This window comes from uncultured Amaricoccus sp. (assembly GCF_937891315.1).
In the GTDB taxonomy this organism is placed as follows: Bacteria; Pseudomonadota; Alphaproteobacteria; order Rhodobacterales; family Rhodobacteraceae; genus Amaricoccus.
This window is the reverse complement of record NZ_CALAGI010000156.1, coordinates 84,987-101,951: the sequence shown is the minus strand read 5'-3', so window position 1 is coordinate 101,951 and position 16,965 is coordinate 84,987. Positions and strand designations below refer to the sequence as shown.

The following is a 16,965-nucleotide window of genomic DNA, read 5'->3' as shown; positions in this document are numbered from 1 at the left end:
CACGACGCTCTTCCGATCTCGTCAGGTCCAGACCGGTGCCGTTCACCGGTTCGACCTTCACCTTGTAGGTCTTCAGATCGCCCGTGGCTGAATGCGGTCCGAACCTGACATGACAATGCTCGTGACTGATCTCGCAATCCGCCGGCGGCACGACGAACATGTCGACATGTTCTGTCCCGTCCGGATCGGTGATGGCGACGTTGAGGTTGGGGCTGTCGGCGCTGGTCGTGACGTCGCCCGGCATCTTGGGCCGGAACGCGGCGATGATCTTGGTTCCATCTTCCATCGTGCCGTCGAAATACCAGACCTCGTTATGGCCGGGCTCTGACGTGTCGCGCCGGCCGTCCTCCCACTGATGCACGATACCGGGCTCGATCCCGATCCGTTTGAAATCCTCGGGGGTGGTCATGAGGCGGGCAGTGGTCATGTGCTTCTCCTCTTGTATGTGTTGGACCGGGTTGACGCCGGTGATCGCCGCCCGCTGATCCTGCGCATGGCCGGGGCCGGGCATGACCGGAAGGTCCTCACCATCGAGAGTCCGGCAGGGCGGCGCGGAGCGTTTCGGGTGGGGACCCGGGGACGGCGCATCAGCGTTGCGGTCAGGCTTCGTCGCCGTCGCGCCCGGTCCGGGAGCGACCGTTCCGCCGGAACGTCATGCGATCGGCCGGCCCGGCGCAAGCACCGCCGCAGCGATCGACCGGATCACGCCGAGCAGGGCCGGAGCCTCGGCGGAGCCGCAGGCCACGGCGACGGCGCACTCGCGGATCGATCCGGTGAGCGCCAGCGCCAGGCGGCCCGCCGCGGCCGGCTCGTGGCCGAGGGTCACGATGTCCGCGCGGATGAAGTCCCGGAAGGCGGAGGTGGCGCGGCCGACCACGGTCTCGAGCGTCGGGCTGATCGCGGGCGACAGCATCATGTAGAAGCGGCCCACCCGCGGTTCGGCGCAGATTTCGAAAAGCACCTCGGCGAGCGCCACGATCCGGTCGACGGGGTCCGCGACCCGTGCACGCCGTGCGCTGGCCTCGGCCACCACCCGCTGCGAGATGCTGAGGTAGAGCTCGCGCAGCATCTCGTCGAGCCCGTCGCCGAAATGCGCGTAGACGGTGGTTTTCGAGGCGCCGACGCGGCGCGCGATCTCCTCCACCGTGCAGGCGGCGAGGCCGTCTTCGTCGACGAGTTCAAGGACGATGCCGAGGATCTCGGTTCGTGTTCGCAAGCGGTTGCGTTCGCGCAGGCTCGGGGCGGTCGCGGTCTCCATGTCTCGTCCTTACCCGCGACCGCCCGCCGCCGGAAGGGGAAATGCGCTGATCGGCCATTATGTGAACGATAAGTATATTTACTGAACGATACGTTCATGTATTATCCCTTCAACGCAGGAGGGATTCGCCATGGCTTCGGAGACAGCAGGTTCCATTCAGGACCCGACCCCGGCAGCGCCGGCAGCGGGCCCGTCGCTCATCGAGCGCCGGCACCGGGTGCTCGGGCACCATTCGCCGATGTTCTTCGACGAGCCGCTGGAACTGGTGCGTGGCCGCGGCGTCTGGGTCGAGGACGCGGCCGGGCGGCGCTATCTCGACGCCTACAACAACGTGCCGCACGTCGGGCATTGCCACCCGCACGTGGTGGAGGCGCTGGTGCGCCAGGCCGAGGCGATCAACATCAACACGCGATACCTGCACGAGGCGCCGGTCGCCTATGCCGAGCGGCTGGTCGCCACCTTCGCGCCGGAACTCTCGGTGGCGATGCTGGTCTGCACCGGCACCGAGGCGAACGAGCTCGCACTCCGCATGGCGCGCTTCGTGACCGGCGGCCGCGGGCTCATCGTCACGAGCTTCAGCTACCACGGCAACTCGCTCAGCCTCGCGGAGGCGACGACGGGGCTTTCCGCGCCCGAGGCGCTGGCGCCCCATGTCCGCGCGATCGACATCCCCGACCTCGCGAGCTGGACCGGCGAGCCAGCGGCGCTCCAGCGGCTGTTCGCCGACCGCGTCGGCGCGGCGGTCGACTCGCTCGTCGCCGCCGGCTTCCCGCCGGCCGCCATCCTGATCGACCCCCTGTTCTCGACCGAGGGCCTGCTCGAGCCGCCGGCGGACTTCGTCGCCGAGGCCGTCGCGCGGGTACGCGCCGCGGGCGGGCTCTACATCGCCGACGAGGTGCAGTCCGGACTCGGGCGGACCGGCGCCCACATGTGGGGCCACGAGGCCTGGGGGGTGACGCCCGATATCGTCACCATGGGCAAGTCGCTCGGCAACGGCCACCCGCTCGCCGCCGCCGTCACCCGTCCGGAGATCCTCGACCGTTTCGCGTCCCGCGCGCTCTACTTCAACACCTACGGCGGCAATCCGGTCTCGGCGGCGGTGGGGACGGCGGTCCTCGAGGTCATCGCGGCCGAGGGTCTGGTAGAGCACGCCGCCGCCGTCGGAGCGCACGTCCGGCGCGAACTCGAGGCGTTGCGCGACCGGCACGACGCCGTCGCGCGGGTGCGCGGCGCCGGCCTGTTCTTCGGCATCGAGCTCGTCGATGCCGAGGGCCGGCCGGACGCGGGACTGACCGCCGGGCTCGTCGACGCCATGCGCCGCGAGGGCATCCTGATCAGCCGCATCGGCCCGACCGGCAACGTGCTGAAGATGCGTCCGCCCATGCCGTTCGGACGGCCGGAGGCCGACCGCCTCGTCTCCACCCTCGACCACCTCCTCGGAACCCTGTGAGGCACACCATGACCGAGACGCCCCTGCCCGACGATTCCCTCGCCGCCATGACCCGCGCCGCCGACGAGGCGATGATGACCTGGGGTTTCGCCGGCGCCGACCGATCGCTGGTCAAGTTCCGCGAGAACGCGGTGTTCCGCGTCACCGGGCCGGACGGGAGGCGCCGCGCCCTCCGGGTGCACCGCCCCGGCTACCACAGCGACGCCGAACTCGCCTCCGAACTCGCCTGGATGGAGGCGCTCGCCGCCGACGGCCTGCCGGTGCCCGCCGTCGTGCCGACACCGGGCGGCGCGCTGATGGCCACGATCGGCGAGCCGGGCAGCGCCTTTCAGGTGGATGTCCTCGAATGGCTCGACGGCGCCCCGATCGGCTCGGCCGGCGAGAGCATGCGCCTCGCCGGACCCGACCTCGCGCGCGTTCAGGCCGAGACCGGCCGGCTCGCGGCGCGGATCCACGCCCACGCCGCCACCTGGGCGAGGCCCGCGGGCTTCACCCGTCATGCCTGGGATTGCGACGGTCTGATCGGCCCGACGCCGTTCTGGGGGCCGTTCCGCGCGCTGCCCGCCATCGCCGAACATCTCGCGCTAGTGGACGCGGTCTGCGAGCGGGCCCGCGCCGACCTCGCCGCCTTCGGCACGACACCGGACAACTACGGTCTCATCCACGCCGACCTCGTGCCCGACAACCTGCTCGAGGCCGGGGGCGCGGTGATGCTGATCGACTTCGACGACGCGGGCTTCGGCTGGCATCTGTTCGAGATCGCCACCGCGCTCTTCTTCCTCCAGGGGACGGAGGGCTTCGAGGCCGCCCGCGACAATCTGGTCGCCGGATACCGCTCGGTGCGGCCGCTTCCGGAGGCCGACCTCGCGCGGCTCGACCTCTTCCTGGCGCTGCGGGGTCTCACCTACCTGAGCTGGCTCGCCTCGCGCCAGGACACCGAAACCGCCCGCGAACTCGCCCCGGTGCTGGTCGGCCTCGCCGTCCGCGCCTGCCGCGCCTACCTCGACGCCGACGCCTGACCACAGCCCGACCGACGCCGACGCCCGGCCGGTCCCGCCACCCGCGGGACCGGACGGCGGCCCCGTGCCCGGTCCGACCGTCCGACCCGATCCCCTGCCAGAGGAGCCCATCGACCATGATCGCCATCGACCTGCCCGCCGGGGGGATCCCGGCATGACCTATGCCGCGTCCCGCGCCACCCGCCGCTTCGATCCGACGCTGGTCGCGCTGGTGACCTTCGCCGCGATCACGCCGCTCGTCCTGCTCGTCGCACCCGCCGTCGCATCGCAACTCGCGGTGGAGCGCGGCCTCGACCCGGCGCAGATCGGCACCTACTTCACCGTGGAACTCGGCGCCTTCAGCTTCGCGACCATCCCCTCCTACTACTGGCTCGGGCGGCTGAATGCGCGCGTCGTGGCCGTCGCCGCCCTCGCGGTGTTCTGCGCCGGCAATCTCGTCACCGCGCTCTGGATGCCGGACTATCCGCTGTTCCTCGGTCTCCGCGCCATCGCCGCGGTCGGGGGCGGCACGCTGATGGTGCTCTGCATGACCTCCGCCGGCGAGAGCGAGAACCGCGATCGGGTCTACGGCCTCTGGGTCGTCGGCCAGCTCGTCGCGGGCACCGTCGGGCTCGCCGTCCTGCCGCGCCTCTTCGACCATTTCGGCCTGCCGGCGTTCTACGTCCTGCTCGCGGCGCTCGGCGCGCTGGCGTCGCCCCTCTGCCGCGGCTTCGACGGCGACCTCGGGATGCGGGGCAAGTCCGCCGGCGTCGCCGGGGCCGCGACGCCGCGCTGGCTCGCGGCGCTGGTGATCTGCGGCATGCTCGCCTTCTACCTGTCGATCGGCGGCATCTGGACCTTCGTGAGCGGGGCCGCCGAGGCCGCCGGGATCTCCGCCGCGGCGACCGGCACCGTCCTCGCCGTCGCCACGACGATGGGGATCGTCGGCGCCGGCCTCGCCTCGTGGCTCGGCGGCCGGGTGTCCCGCCGCGGGATGGTGATCCTCGGCTACGCCATCCTGGCCGCCTCGCTGGCGCTGCTCGCGACGGTACAGGGGGTCGGCGCCTATGTCATCGCGCTGTGCGGCTTCAAATTCGCCTGGACGTTCGTGCTGCCCTTCATCCTCGCAATCGTCGCCACCCACGACGCCACCGGACGCCTGGTCGCCTCGCTCACCCTGGTGATCGGCGTCGGCCTCGCGGTCGGACCGCTCATCGCGGGCAACATGCTCAACATGGGCGCCTCGCTCACCACCGTCATCCTCACCGGGCTCGTGGTGGTCATCGCCTCCGCGGCGATGATGCTGCGGGCCGAAGCGACCCCCGCGGCCGCGACCCTCGCGAACGACGCCTGAAGCAACCCCGAGAACAGGACGCGCATCATGACCAAGACCGGCCTCTTCACCGACGAACGGACATTCTGGCACACCGGCGGCCTCCAGGCCCTCTTCATGCCGGTGGGGGGCTGGGTCCAGCCGCCGAACGCCAGCGGTTACGCCGAATCGCCCGACTCCAAGCGGCGGATCCTCTCGCTCATCCAGGTTTCCGGGCTCGCGGCGTCGCTCGACGTACGCTCGGCGCCGATGGCGACGCGCGAGGACCTCGACCGCGTCCATCCGGCCAGCTACCTCGACCGCTTCAAGGCGCTGAGCGACGCCGAGGGTGGAGATCTCGGCCAGCTCGCCCCCTTCGGGCCGGGAAGCTACGAGGTCGCCTCGGTCTCGGCCGGCCTCGCCATTGCCGCCTGCGAGGCGGTCGTGACGGGCGGGCTCGACAATGCCTTCTCGCTGTCGCGGCCGCCGGGGCACCATTGCCTGCGCGACACGCCGATGGGTTTCTGTCTGCTCGCCAACATCCCGATCGCCGTCGAGGCGATGCGCGCCCGCCACGGCATCGAGCGTGTCGCCATCATCGACTGGGACGTCCACCACGGCAACGGCACCCAGGCGATCTACTACGAGGACCCCGACGTCCTGACGATCTCGGTTCACCAGGACCACTGCTTCCCGCCGGGCTTCAGCGGCGAGGAGGAGCGGGGCGCGGGCGCGGGCGTGGGCGCGAACATCAACATCCCGCTGGTGGCGGGCTGCGGTGAGCAGGCCTACCTGCACGCCTTCGACCGCATCGTCGCCCCGGCGGTCGAGGCCTTCCGGCCGGAGCTCATCGTCATCGCGAGCGGGCTCGACGCCAACATGGTCGATCCGCTGGCGCGGATGCTGCTGCACAGCGACAGCTACCGGGCGCTGACCGGTCGGGTGATGGCGCTCGCCGACCGCGCCTGTGGCGGGCGGCTCGTGGTGGTCCACGAGGGCGGCTATGCCGAAGCCTACGTGCCGTTCTGCGGTCTCGCGGTCGTCGAGACGCTGTCCGGTGTCCGCACCGCGGTCGAGGATCCGATCCTCGGCATGGGCGTTGCCTGGCAACCCGACCCGCGCGTCGTCGCCTTCCAATGCGGCCTCGTCGACGAGCTCGCGGAGAGCTTCGGCCTCTGATGGTCGGATCCGCGACGGTGGCGCTGGTCACCGTCGCGGATCGCAAGCAAACTACTCGGGCGCCACCTGTTTCGGACGCCGAAGGGAGAGCCGCCGTGCATTTCCTGACCCCCGATACCCGAAACCCGCGGCCGGTCGAGGCCCTTCAGGACGAATTGCGGTCCGTTTGCGGGATGTTCTCGATCGAACCGCGCGAGGAGGCCCGGGGCATCGTCGCCGGCAGCGTCAACCGGCATCGCTTCGGTGGCATCGACACGGCGGTCGTCTCGCTCGACGCGGAGCGGGTCGTACGGGACGGCGGCATGGTCCGCGCGGCGCCCGGGGAGCATCTTTTCCTCCTCGTCCAGGTGGCAGGCGGCAGCCGGGTGGAACAGGGCAACATCTCGGCGGATCTCACGGTCGGGGACATGTATCTCGTCGACTCGGTCCTCCCGTCGGGGTTCCGCTACCCCGGCACTTCCACGCAGGTCTCGCTGCACCTTCCACGCAGCGAGATGCTCGGCCGCTTCGGTCGCATCTGCACCGGCGGCACGATGATCGGCCGCGACGATCCCCTGCTCGCCGCCATGCGCGCCGTGGTCGTGAAGATGGCGGACGAGCGGGCCGCCGGCTGCGCCACTCTCGGCGAGGCCTTCCTCGGGCTCCTCGGCGCCTACTTCCACTGCCGCCAGTCGCAGATGTCGTCGCAGGAACGCGCGGCGAGTGCGATCCTCGCGCGCGCGCTCGCCACGATCGACCGCCGGTTCCGCGATCCGGCGTTCGGGCCGGCGGAGCTGGCCGGACGTCTGAATGTCTCGGAACGGACGCTCCAGCGGCATTTCCAGCCGCTCGGCGAGACCGCCAGCCGACGCATCCTCGCGGTTCGCCTGAAAGCCGCGCACGCCGCGCTCGTCAGCGCCCGGGCGGAGGGAGCGACCAACGTCGCGGCGATCGCCTTCGGGAGCGGCTTCAACGACCTCTCCCATTTCTACCGCCAGTTCAGGATGACCTATGGCGTCCCGCCGGGGGCCGCGATGCGCGGGCTGGCGCTGGAGTCCAAGTCCGCTGGCGGCATACGCCAAGATTTCCCCCGCCGCGACCCGTAACCTGCCTCCTGATGCGCCGGAACACAGGGCGCCGGCAACGGAGGAAGCAGCATGATCGACGCCTGCCTGACCATCGACGGCCGCCCCGTGGGCACGGACGAAACCTTCGCCGTCCTGAACCCCGCGACCGGCGCCGCAGCCGGCCGCGCCCCGCGGGCTGGCCAGGCCGAACTGGACGCGGCGGTCGCCGCCGCCAAGCGGGCCTTCCCTGCCTGGTCCGCCCAGGACGACGCCACCCTGCGCGCGGCCTGCGAGGCGGTGACCGCGAAGCTTCAGGAACATGCCGAGGAGCTTGCCCGCGTCCTGACCCTCGAACAGGGCAAGCCGCTCAACGGTCTCGGCTCGCGCTGGGAGATGGGCGGCGCCGCCGCCTGGGCCGGCTACACCGCCAGCCTGTCGCTGCCGGTCCAGGTGCTGCAGGACACCAACGAGGGCCGGGTCGAGCTGCATCGCAAGCCGCTCGGTGTCGTCGGCTCGATCACGCCGTGGAACTTCCCGGTGATGATCGCGATCTGGCACGTGTTGCCGGCGCTGCGCACCGGCAACACCGTCGTCCTGAAGCCCTCGCCCTACACGCCGCTCGCGACGCTGCGCATGGTCGAAATCCTGAACGAGGTGCTGCCGGCGGGCGTGCTGAACGCGGTCAGCGGCGACGACGCGGGCTTCAACATCGGCGCGGCCATGTCCTCGCATCCCGACATCGCCAAGATCGTCTTCACCGGGTCGATCGGCACCGGTCGCCACGTCATGCGCTCGGCGGCGGAGACGCTGAAGCGGCTGACGCTCGAGCTCGGCGGCAACGACGCCGGCATCGTGCTGCCCGACGCCGACCCGGCGAAGATCGCCGAGGGCCTCTTCTGGGGCGCCTTCATCAACAATGGCCAGACCTGCGCGGCGATGAAGCGGCTCTACGTGCACGACTCCATCCACGACGCGGTCTGCGAGGCGCTCGTCGCCTATGCGCGGGCCATCCCGGTCGGCGACGGCCTCGACGAGGCGAGCGCGCTCGGCCCGGTGCAGAACCGCATGCAGTTCGACAAGGTCGCGCGGCTCGTCGCCGACGCGGCGGGACGCGGCAAAGTGCTTTGCGGCGGCGCGCCGGGCGACGGCCTCTTCTTCCCGCCGACGATCGTCGCGGGGCTCACGAACGGCGACCCGCTGGTCGATGAGGAGCAGTTCGGCCCGGCGTTGCCGGTGATCCGCTACTCCGACGTCGAGGAGGCGATCGCCGCCGCCAACGACAGCCCGAACGGGCTCGGCGGCTCGGTCTGGTCCTCCGACATCGACGCCGCGAAAGCCGTGGCGAAGCGCATGGAATGCGGCTCGGTCTGGATCAACAAGCACGGCGCGATCCAGCCGAACGCGCCCTTCGGCGGCATCAAGTCCTCGGGCCTCGGGGTCGAGTTCGCCGAGGACGGCCTCAAGGAATACACCTCCGCCCAGGTGATCTTCAGCTGACGACAACAGGGGAAAAGCAAGCATGACGTTCACGCGATGCCTCGCCGGCACGCTGACGACCAGCCCGCTCCCGGCGCATCCGCTCGACGGGACCACCCCGGTGTTGCTCCCGCTCAACCGGACAGCCCGGCGGGTTGAGCGGCCCTGGCCGCCGATACGCCCTGTTCCTGCTTTTGTCGCGGGGAACCACGAATGACCGCGCTTGATATTCCGGCTACGAGCAAGGAAAGCCTCGGCTCCGACCTGGGAACCATGCGGCTGATCTTCCTGATCGTGGCAGCGGCGGCTCCGATGGCCGCGGTTCTCGGTGTCGTCCCCGTGGCCTTCGCTTTCGGCAACGGCGCCGGCTTGCCCCTGACCTTCCTGGTCACGGCCGGGATCCTGGGGCTGTTCGCTGTCGGCTATTCGGCAATGAGCCGCGAGATCGTGTCGGCGGGCGGTTTCTATACCTATATCGCGCGCGGGCTCGGAGCCGCGCCGGCCCTGGGGGCGGCCTTTCTGGCAATCGTTTCCTACCTTGCCTTCGCCTGCGGTGTGATCGGATATTTCGGCTTTTTCGGGCAGCTTGCGTTGGCCGAGGTGTTCGGGATCGACGTCCACTGGATCGTCACCGCCGGCTTCTCGATCCTGTTCTGCGCCTGCCTCGGTTATCGGCAGATCGATTTCAGTTCGCGACTGGTGGCCTTGCTGCTGATCGTCGAATTCGTGCTGTTGACGGCGCTGGCGCTGGCGATCGTCGTTGACCTCGGCCTGGATGCCTTCCCGGTCGCGGCGCTGAACCCTGCCTTGATGCTGGACGGCGCACCCGGAATCGCGCTGATGCTGTGCTTTACCTGCTTCATCGGCATTGAAGCCGCCGCGCTTTACTCCGAAGAGGCGCAAGCACCAGAACACAGCATCGGCCGCGCGACGATGGGGGCGATCGTGCTGGTGGTGGCTTTCTATTTCTTCATCACCTGGGTGACTATCGGCGCGGTGGGCATGGATATCGGCGCCGTCTCGCGCGAGCAGCTCGCCGATCTCTATTTCAACCTCTCGAGCACCTATCTGGGCGGGCTGGCAACGAAGATGGTCATCGTCTTCCTTGCCACCAGCATGCTGGCCACCGGGCTGGCGGTCCACAATGTCGCGGCACGGTATCTGCTTTCGCTCGGACGCCAGGAGTGCCTGCCGGGCTTTCTGGCCCGCGTCCATCCGCGGCATCGTTCGCCACATCTGGCCAGTCTGACGGTGACGGCGATCAGCGTCGCGGCGACGTTGATCTTCCTGACGACCGGACTCGACCCTTTGCTCGGCTTCGGGGCCGTGGGCGTCGGTCTGGGCACCATCGGGATCATCGCCTTGCAGGCGCTGACCAGCCTCGCGGTGATCGGCTACTTCCACCGGCGCGGCCGCAGCAGGCTGTGGGCGACGATCATCGCGCCGCTGCTGGCGTTCGCGGGTCTCTCGCTGGCGACAGGGCTGGCCGTGGTGAATTTCGACCTGCTGGCGGGATATGAAACCGCCCTGATGCGGGCGCTGCCCGTCCTGCTTCTGCTGACGCTGGTGGCTGGCTTTGGCTATGGGCGCTGGTTGCGAGCGTATCGGCCCCATGCCTGGGAAGCGGTGTCCCGTGAATTGTCCGCCTGAACTCTTCAACCTTTCCAGAGATTTCCCAATGACCACGCAAGACCGAAACTTGCTCCAGTGCTCGCGGTTCGGCCCGGCGCTGCCGGTGATCCGCTGCTCGGACGTCGAGGAGGCGGTCGCCGCCGCCAACGACAGGCCGAACGGGCTCGGCGGCTCGGTCTGGATCAACAAGCACGGCGCGATCCAGCCGAACGCGCCGTTCGGTGGCATCAAGTCCTCGGGTCAAGTCCTCGGGCCTCGGGGTCGAGTTCGCCGAGGACAACCTCAGGGAATACACCTCCGCCCAAGTGATTTTCAGCTGACGACAACAGGGGAAAAGCAAGCATGACGTTCACGCGCTACCTCGCCGGAACCGCGCTCGCCGCCACACTGACGGCCGGCGCGCTCTCGGCGCACCCGCTCGACGGGATCACCGCCGAGGAATACCAGAAGATCAACGAGATCCTGCGCTCCACCGGCACGGTCACCGACGAGACGCTCTATCCGCTGATCGAACTCAAGGAGCCGCCGAAGGCCGAGGTCTACGCCTTCGGGGCGGACGGCCCGACGCCCGACCGCAAGGCGACCGTGCACTACACCGGCGCCGACAGTTTCCGCGAGGCGATCGTCAACATCACTCAGGGCACCGTCGAGGCCGACGCGCCCACCCCCGGGCAGCCGATGGTGCTCTTCACCGAATTCATGGGCGCGATGACCGGCGCGCTCGGTCATCCGGACATGGTCGCCGGCCTCGCCAAGCGCGGCCTGACCCCCGAGCAGGCCTTCTGCCTGCCGCTGACCGCCGGGAACTTCTTCACCGAGGAGTATCAGGGCACCCGGCTGATGCGGGTTCCCTGCTATCAGGCGCCCTCCGGCTCGAACTTCTACGCCAAGCCGATCGAGGGATTGTTCGCCGTCTACGACCTGGGGAAGAAGGAGGTGGTCCGCGTCGTCGACAACGGGGCGGCGATCCCGCTCCCGACCGACCCCTGGGGCTACACCGAGGAGGAGGTGGCCGCCCGCGCGCCCCTGCGCCCGGAGTCCAATCCCGCCACCCTCTCCCAGCCGGGCGGCCCGAACTTCAAGCTCGACGGCAGCCATCTCGAGTGGGACATCTGGCGGCTGAACTTCCGCGTCGACAAGCGGCCGGGCCTCGTCATCTCCAATCTCGACGTCAAGGACGGCGACGACTGGCGCACCGTCATCTACCAGGCGCACCTGTCCGAGGTCTTCGTGCCCTACATGGACCCTTCCGAGGGCTGGTACTGGCGGACCTACATGGACTCGGGCGAGTACGGCTTCGGCCTCTTCATGACGCCGCTGACGCCGAACGTGGACTGCCCGTCCTACGCCACCTACCTGCCCGCCCTGATCGCCGACGACTTCGGCAAGCCGCTCGAGATTCCGAACGCGATCTGCATCTTCGAGCGCGACGTCGGCGACCCGGCCTGGCGTCACTTCGAGGTCTTCGCCCAGACGCCGGAGAAGCCGCTGCCCGCCGAGGGACGGCCGGCGACCGAGCTCGTCGTGCGCACCGCCTCCGAGGTCGGCAACTACGACTACCTGATCGACTACCGCCTGAAGCAGTCGGGCCAGATCGAGATCAAGATCGGCGCGACCGGCCTCGACGCGGTCAAGGGGGTCGCGGCGATGTCGATGGACGATCCCACGGCCAAGGCCGACACGGAATACGGCACGCTGATCGCGCCGAACCTCGTGGCGGCGAACCATGACCACTACTTCAACTTCCGTATCGACTTCGACGTGGATCAGCCGAAGAACCATTTCGGCACGATGAACATCGTCCCGGCCAAGGTCCCCGACGACTTGCGCCGCCAGTCGTTCTGGAAGGTCGAGGAACGGGCGCCGCATTCTGAGCTCGATGCGCGCTACCGGCTCTCGGCCGCGGAGCCGAAGTATTTCCATATCTCCGACCCGGCCCGGAAGGGTTATCTCGGCCACACCCCCGGCTGGATGATCCATCACGGTGACGTCGCCTACGGTCCGTTCGACTTTGCCAAGGACCCGCCGTTCAAGCGCAACGCCTACATCGACTATTCGGTCTGGGTCACCCCCTACGATCCCGCCCAGCGCTACGCCGGCGGCGGCTTCGCGATGCAGAGCGACGGCAGCGACACCCTGGCCGAGTGGGTGAAGGCCGACCGGCCGCTGATGGACGAGGACATCGTCACCTGGTTCTCGGCCGGCTTCCACCACATCCCGCGCATGGAGGACTGGCCGGTGATGTCGACCGAGTGGAAGACCGTCCACATCAATCCGCACAACTTCTTCGCCAATAACCCGGCGATGACCATCCGCTCCAACCAGTGAACACGCGGGCCGGCCCCGACGGCCGGCCCCTCCCCTCCCACAACGCCTGGAACCCGGCCTCGTCGGCCGGCCGCGGCGACATGATGGGTTCGCCGCGGTAGCCGCCCAGCGTCACCGCCGGCCCCGCGGCTCCGCGCCGCATCGGAGGCTCCGCGCGCGGTCTCCTGCACCACGTCAAGGGACGCGACCGAGGCTTCTCGCCTCGCCCCGATGTCGCCGCCGCCGCGTCCGCCGACAGAACCTCGAAGAGGTCGCACCTATCACATCATCCGATGTCGGTCAGGCGGCTCTCCGCGAGTTACCGTTGCTCAGAGCCCGTGATGGATTTAGGCTTGGAGCAACAAGGGCGATCGGAAACGAATGATGCCTGTCGGGGGTTGGAAAGCCGGAAGTTGGGGTGAGACCGTGCCCGTGAACGCGAGGAGACTCGTTTCCGTGCAGAACGAGATCCTCTCCTGCACTCACGTCGATCAGATCGCGAGGAGCGTCCTCGACCCGATCGCGCACTTCGTCGGTGCCGAGAGCAGCGTCTATCTGCACTTCCGCGGCGCCGAACACGACAATCGGCTCGTTCGCTACATCTACCAGGGGCCACGACCTGACGCACCCGAGGCCTATCGCAACAGGCTTTACGACCTGGACCCGGTGGTGCGCCCTTCGCTTGACCGGACCTGCCACGTCGACAGCTTCGAGGAAACCGAGACCGGAATTCTCTCGATCCACGAAGGAATCCGCGCTTCGCGCTACTATCAGATCTTCCTGCACCCCTTCGATCTCGGGTCGATGGTCGTGCTGACGATTCCGATCGGGGCGCCGGCCGCGCGCGACCTGATCTGCCTCGGTTTCCACCGCTCGCTCAATTCCCGAGCGTTTGCCCCGACCGAACGCCATGCGCTGGCGGCGGTAGCCGCGGCGGCGAGGGCCGCCCTCGGTGTGATCTACTATCGCGACGCGGCGATCGGCAAGGCGAGCAAGATCGCCATCCCGGGAAGCGGCATGCAGGGACCGGCATGGCATTACGGGCGCAGGCTGGGGCTGACCGAACGCGAGGTCGAGGTCCTGCACGCGCTCACGACCGGACGAACCAACCTCAATATCGCCCACGCGCTCAACATCTCGATCCGGACGGTCGAGAACCACCTGAGGTCGATCTACTCCAAGGCAAACGTGAACAGCCGGACCCAGATCCTCTCGCGCATCCTCGCCAAGGACTGACCGGCCCGGCGCATCACCGGCGTTAGGTAGTCCCCGTCATTCCTCCGCGCGGCGCGCCGTGCGAAACCGGCGTTTCTTCGAGAAGCCGCCGATCGACGGCGGCCAGCCAGCAAGGGAGATGCCAGCTTGAACAATCTGCTTCCCGTTACCGAACGCGACGCCAAGGTGAACGACCTGATCACCTACCCCTATCCAAAGTTCCACGACATCGATTCGATCGACTGGAAGCCCTGGGTCATGGAAGGGGTCGAGTACAAACTCGTCAGCGTCAACACCCGCAGCAACGGCTTCACGATCTATCTGAAGGTCGCGCCGAACACGATCGCGCCCGTCCACCACCATCTCGGCTCGATCGAGCTGCTCGTGCTCGAAGGCGACATCACCTACGACGGCAAGGACATCGGCCGCCCCGGCTCCTACATGTTCGAGCCCGCCGGCGACATCCATCAGCCGCGCACCACCAAGGGATGCATCCTGTTCTGCGTCTTCGAGGGGCCGATCGCGGGCCTCGACGACGACGGCGTCATCCTCGGCATCGTCGACGGCAAGACGATGCGCGCCATGGCCGAGGGGCACGGCTCCGGCGCCATTCTCGACCAGACCAGCGTCTGACCGACGCGCGGTACCCCCCCGGCCCGAGACCCGGGCCGGGGGGCAGGCGGGATCAGCTCACGGTATAGTCGATCACCCGCGTCAGCGCGGCCGCGTCGTTGGCCTGCGCCAGCTTGAGGTGCAGATGGGCGTCGGCCACGACGGCGAGCTGCCCGTCGTCGGTGTAGCCGCCGATCGGACCCTGCGAGATGACGAACATCAGGCATCCCTCCGGCGCGAACGGCTCGTGCACGGTCCCCGCGGTTTCGCAGGTGTAGTAGCCGGCATGGCCCTGATCGTCCTCCTCGTAGTAGAAGCCGCCCTTGAGGATCAGGACCTCGAGATTGGCGACGTGCCAGTGCGGGGTGGCCTTGGTCCCCGGATCGACGTTCAGCAGGAAGGTGAACGCCCCCGTCGCCAGGTTGCAGCTGAACAGCTTGAACTGCGTTCCCGGCATGAGCCAGTTCGTCCAGGGAATGAGGTCCGGGTCGATGAATTCCTTCCGGTCGCCCTTGGCGGTGATGCCGGGGTTTTTCATCCAGTAGTCGGGACCGATCATCTTGGTCATGCTTTCCTCCTGAGTGCCGTGGCGATTCGCAAACCGCCTTGGTGCCTGCCTTCGTGGCGCGGGCGAGCGTAGTCGCCGGGGAGGTCCGGCGGCATAGGTGCTTTCCGCTATGGCGCCGGTCCCCGCCTCGGGCGATCCAGCCCCGAGCAGATGAGGCTCGACGCCTCTGGAGCGAAGGGGGGAGCGATGGTTGGTAGACTCGACGGGAAAGTTGCCTTCGTCACCGGCGGGGCCTCGGGCATCGGCCGCGCCGTCTGCCGGCGTTTCGTCGCCGAGGGCGCCCGCGTTGTGATCGCGGACATCAACCGCGACGGCGCGGCCGCGCTCGCCGCCGAGCTGGGCGAAGCGGCGCGCGGCCTGCGCATCGACGTGACGGCGGAAAGCGACTGGATCGCCGCGCTCGCGGTCGCCGTCGAGGCGTTCGGCCGGCTCGATATCCTCTGCAACATCGCCGGGATCGGGCGTGGCGGCGACATTGAGAATTTCGAGCTGGCCGACTGGCAGGCCATGGTCGACGTCAACCTGACCGGCGTGATGCTCGGCACCAAGCACGGCATCCGCGCGATCGTCGCGAGCGGCGGCGCCGGCGCGGTCATCAACATGTCCTCGATGCTGGGCGTGTCGGCGACGGCCGACCTGCCGGGCTATGCCGCGGTCAAGGCAGGGGTCGTGCTGCTCACCAAGTCGGCGGCGCTGCACTGCGCGCAGAAGCGCCATCCGGTACGCTGCGTGTCGATCCTGCCGACTTATGTCGACAGCGAGATGCTCGACCCGCTCGCCGACAGCGAGGAGGGCCGCCGCGCGCTCAAGGCGCAGATGGCCGCGCTGGTGCCGGTAGGTCGGCTGGCGACGGTCGACGACGTGGCAAACGTCATCCTCTTCGCCGCTTCCGACGAGGCGGCGATGGTCACCGGCTCGGGGATCCTGGTCGACGGCGGCCAGACCTCGGGCCTTCCTTCGGCGCATTTCTGAGGAGAGCGCGAATGAGCAGGACGGTTCTCGTCACCGGCGGCGCCCAAGGCATCGGCCGCGGCATCGTTGAACGTTTCCTCGAGAGCGGCCATCGGGTCTTTCTCACCGACATCAACGCGGCCGCCGGCGAGGCGGCCGCCCGCGAGACGGGGGCGGGCTTCTTCGCCCAGGACGTTGCCGACGAGGCGAGCTGGTTGGCCGTGATCGAGGCGATCGGACGCGAGGCCGGGGGCCTGCATGTCCTCGTCAACAACGCCGGCACCGAGGGCAAGGGCACCGCCGCCAAGGACGTCGAAACGGCGCCCGCCGACGACTGGCGCCGCATAATGGATGTGAACACGTCGAGCGTGTTCCTCGGGTGCAAGCACGCCATTCCGCTCATGGCGAAGTCGGGGGGCGGGGCGATCGTCAACATGGCGTCGGTGGCCTCGCTCGTCCCGACCCCGTTCCTCGCGGCCTACGGTGCCTCGAAGGCGGCGGTGGAGCACCTGACGCGGTCGGTCGCGCTGCACTGCGGCCGGGCCGGCCACGCCATCCGCTGCAACTCGGTGCACCCCGGCCATGTCATGACGCCGATGCTCACCGCGATCATGGAGCGGCTCGGGGGCGAGAACGGCATGAGCGGTCCCGACTTCGCCGAGAAGTTCCGCCAGTCGCTTCCGCTCAGGAGCTTCCAGGACGTGCGCGACATGGCCAATCTGGTCCACTTCCTCGCCTCGGACGACGCCCGCTTCATCACCGGCCAGTCGATCGCCGTCGACAGCGGCTTCGTGCTCGCCAACTGACCTGACGCCGCCGCGGCTCGGGAGCGAGCGCATGTGGCGGATGGTGAGGACGGCGTCCTTGCCGCCGCCCTTGCCCGAACGACCAAGTAAACCTTCAAGCGATTCCCCTGGGCCCGGCGACCCGCGGCGCTTGTGGCGCGACCCGCCGGGCGCTA

General features: G+C 68.9%; 15 protein-coding genes. 13 read left to right on the top strand and 2 right to left on the bottom strand.

All coding sequences use genetic code 11. The features are described 5' to 3' along the window. Positions 1 to 652: 652 nt before the first annotated feature. On the bottom strand, positions 653 to 1,258 hold the full coding sequence (locus Q0480_RS15795; protein ID WP_299134343.1) for a TetR/AcrR family transcriptional regulator: 606 nt from the start codon (positions 1,256 to 1,258) through the stop codon (positions 653 to 655). Between the two features lie 130 nt (positions 1,259 to 1,388). On the opposite strand from Q0480_RS15795, the gene Q0480_RS15790 reads away from it, so the two are divergent. The 11 genes from Q0480_RS15790 to Q0480_RS15740 all read left to right on the top strand — a co-directional run bounded on the left by Q0480_RS15790 (position 1,389) and on the right by Q0480_RS15740 (position 14,506). Next, positions 1,389 to 2,708, top strand: a complete 1,320-nt coding sequence (locus Q0480_RS15790; RefSeq protein ID WP_299134341.1) for an aspartate aminotransferase family protein — start codon at positions 1,389 to 1,391, stop codon at positions 2,706 to 2,708. 8 nt (positions 2,709 to 2,716) lie between these two features. Beyond that, on the top strand, positions 2,717 to 3,727 hold the full coding sequence (locus Q0480_RS15785; protein ID WP_299134339.1) for a phosphotransferase: 1,011 nt from the start codon (positions 2,717 to 2,719) through the stop codon (positions 3,725 to 3,727). 154 nt (positions 3,728 to 3,881) lie between these two features. Beyond that, positions 3,882 to 5,060, top strand: a complete 1,179-nt coding sequence (locus Q0480_RS15780) for an MFS transporter (RefSeq protein ID WP_299134338.1) — start codon at positions 3,882 to 3,884, stop codon at positions 5,058 to 5,060. A 27-nt stretch (positions 5,061 to 5,087) separates the two neighbouring features. Continuing rightward, positions 5,088 to 6,197 (top strand): class II histone deacetylase, encoded by a 1,110-nt coding sequence (locus Q0480_RS15775; RefSeq protein ID WP_299134336.1) that lies wholly within the window; start codon positions 5,088 to 5,090, stop codon positions 6,195 to 6,197. After that, the gene (locus tag Q0480_RS15770; RefSeq protein WP_299134335.1) at positions 6,197 to 7,282 is read left to right on the top strand and encodes a helix-turn-helix domain-containing protein; all 1,086 of its coding nucleotides are present in this window, start codon (positions 6,197 to 6,199) and stop codon (positions 7,280 to 7,282) included. Before Q0480_RS15775 ends, Q0480_RS15770 begins: the two co-directional genes overlap by 1 nt. Positions 7,283 to 7,333: 51 nt before the next feature. Beyond that, on the top strand, positions 7,334 to 8,740 hold the full coding sequence (locus Q0480_RS15765; RefSeq protein WP_299134333.1) for an aldehyde dehydrogenase family protein: 1,407 nt from the start codon (positions 7,334 to 7,336) through the stop codon (positions 8,738 to 8,740). A gap of 192 nt (positions 8,741 to 8,932) precedes the next feature. Continuing rightward, the gene (locus tag Q0480_RS15760; RefSeq protein WP_299134331.1) at positions 8,933 to 10,369 is read left to right on the top strand and encodes an APC family permease; all 1,437 of its coding nucleotides are present in this window, start codon (positions 8,933 to 8,935) and stop codon (positions 10,367 to 10,369) included. A gap of 28 nt (positions 10,370 to 10,397) precedes the next feature. Then, a complete protein-coding gene (locus Q0480_RS15755) occupies positions 10,398 to 10,697 on the top strand; it encodes an aldehyde dehydrogenase family protein (RefSeq protein WP_299134329.1) in 300 nt (99 codons plus the stop codon). Beyond that, positions 10,694 to 12,679 (top strand): tyramine oxidase, encoded by a 1,986-nt coding sequence (locus Q0480_RS15750; RefSeq protein WP_299134328.1) that lies wholly within the window; start codon positions 10,694 to 10,696, stop codon positions 12,677 to 12,679. Before Q0480_RS15755 ends, Q0480_RS15750 begins: the two co-directional genes overlap by 4 nt. 435 nt (positions 12,680 to 13,114) lie before the next feature. Beyond that, the gene (locus Q0480_RS15745) at positions 13,115 to 13,894 is read left to right on the top strand and encodes a LuxR C-terminal-related transcriptional regulator (protein WP_299134327.1); all 780 of its coding nucleotides are present in this window, start codon (positions 13,115 to 13,117) and stop codon (positions 13,892 to 13,894) included. Between the two features lie 126 nt (positions 13,895 to 14,020). Further along, positions 14,021 to 14,506, top strand: coding sequence for a 2,4'-dihydroxyacetophenone dioxygenase family protein (locus Q0480_RS15740; RefSeq protein ID WP_299134326.1), 486 nt, complete (start codon positions 14,021 to 14,023; stop codon positions 14,504 to 14,506). 52 nt (positions 14,507 to 14,558) lie between these two features. Here Q0480_RS15740 and Q0480_RS15735 read toward each other — a convergent pair whose 3' ends face one another. Then, the gene (locus tag Q0480_RS15735) at positions 14,559 to 15,053 is read right to left on the bottom strand and encodes a 2,4'-dihydroxyacetophenone dioxygenase family protein (protein WP_299134325.1); all 495 of its coding nucleotides are present in this window, start codon (positions 15,051 to 15,053) and stop codon (positions 14,559 to 14,561) included. A gap of 186 nt (positions 15,054 to 15,239) precedes the next feature. On the opposite strand from Q0480_RS15735, the gene Q0480_RS15730 reads away from it, so the two are divergent. After that, positions 15,240 to 16,025, top strand: coding sequence for an SDR family oxidoreductase (locus Q0480_RS15730; protein WP_299134324.1), 786 nt, complete (start codon positions 15,240 to 15,242; stop codon positions 16,023 to 16,025). An 11-nt stretch (positions 16,026 to 16,036) separates the two neighbouring features. Next, positions 16,037 to 16,810 (top strand): SDR family oxidoreductase, encoded by a 774-nt coding sequence (locus Q0480_RS15725; protein ID WP_299134322.1) that lies wholly within the window; start codon positions 16,037 to 16,039, stop codon positions 16,808 to 16,810. Positions 16,811 to 16,965 lie beyond the last annotated feature (155 nt).

Excerpts from the sequence above, each read along its gene's own strand:
- Q0480_RS15750 (WP_299134328.1), top strand. The coding sequence starts at position 10,694 with ATGACGTTCACGCGCTACCTCGCCGGAACCGCGCTCGCCGCCACACTG.
- Q0480_RS15765 (WP_299134333.1), top strand. The coding sequence starts at position 7,334 with ATGATCGACGCCTGCCTGACCATCGACGGCCGCCCCGTGGGCACGGAC.
- Q0480_RS15735 (WP_299134325.1), bottom strand. The coding sequence starts at position 15,053 with ATGACCAAGATGATCGGTCCCGACTACTGGATGAAAAACCCCGGCATC.
- Q0480_RS15725 (WP_299134322.1), top strand. The coding sequence starts at position 16,037 with ATGAGCAGGACGGTTCTCGTCACCGGCGGCGCCCAAGGCATCGGCCGC.
- Q0480_RS15770 (WP_299134335.1), top strand. The coding sequence starts at position 6,197 with ATGGTCGGATCCGCGACGGTGGCGCTGGTCACCGTCGCGGATCGCAAG.
- Q0480_RS15795 (WP_299134343.1), bottom strand. The coding sequence starts at position 1,258 with ATGGAGACCGCGACCGCCCCGAGCCTGCGCGAACGCAACCGCTTGCGA.
- Q0480_RS15755 (WP_299134329.1), top strand. The coding sequence starts at position 10,398 with ATGACCACGCAAGACCGAAACTTGCTCCAGTGCTCGCGGTTCGGCCCG.
- Q0480_RS15730 (WP_299134324.1), top strand. The coding sequence starts at position 15,240 with ATGGTTGGTAGACTCGACGGGAAAGTTGCCTTCGTCACCGGCGGGGCC.
- Q0480_RS15780 (WP_299134338.1), top strand. The coding sequence starts at position 3,882 with ATGACCTATGCCGCGTCCCGCGCCACCCGCCGCTTCGATCCGACGCTG.
- Q0480_RS15760 (WP_299134331.1), top strand. The coding sequence starts at position 8,933 with ATGACCGCGCTTGATATTCCGGCTACGAGCAAGGAAAGCCTCGGCTCC.
- Q0480_RS15775 (WP_299134336.1), top strand. The coding sequence starts at position 5,088 with ATGACCAAGACCGGCCTCTTCACCGACGAACGGACATTCTGGCACACC.
- Q0480_RS15785 (WP_299134339.1), top strand. The coding sequence starts at position 2,717 with ATGACCGAGACGCCCCTGCCCGACGATTCCCTCGCCGCCATGACCCGC.
- Q0480_RS15790 (WP_299134341.1), top strand. The coding sequence starts at position 1,389 with ATGGCTTCGGAGACAGCAGGTTCCATTCAGGACCCGACCCCGGCAGCG.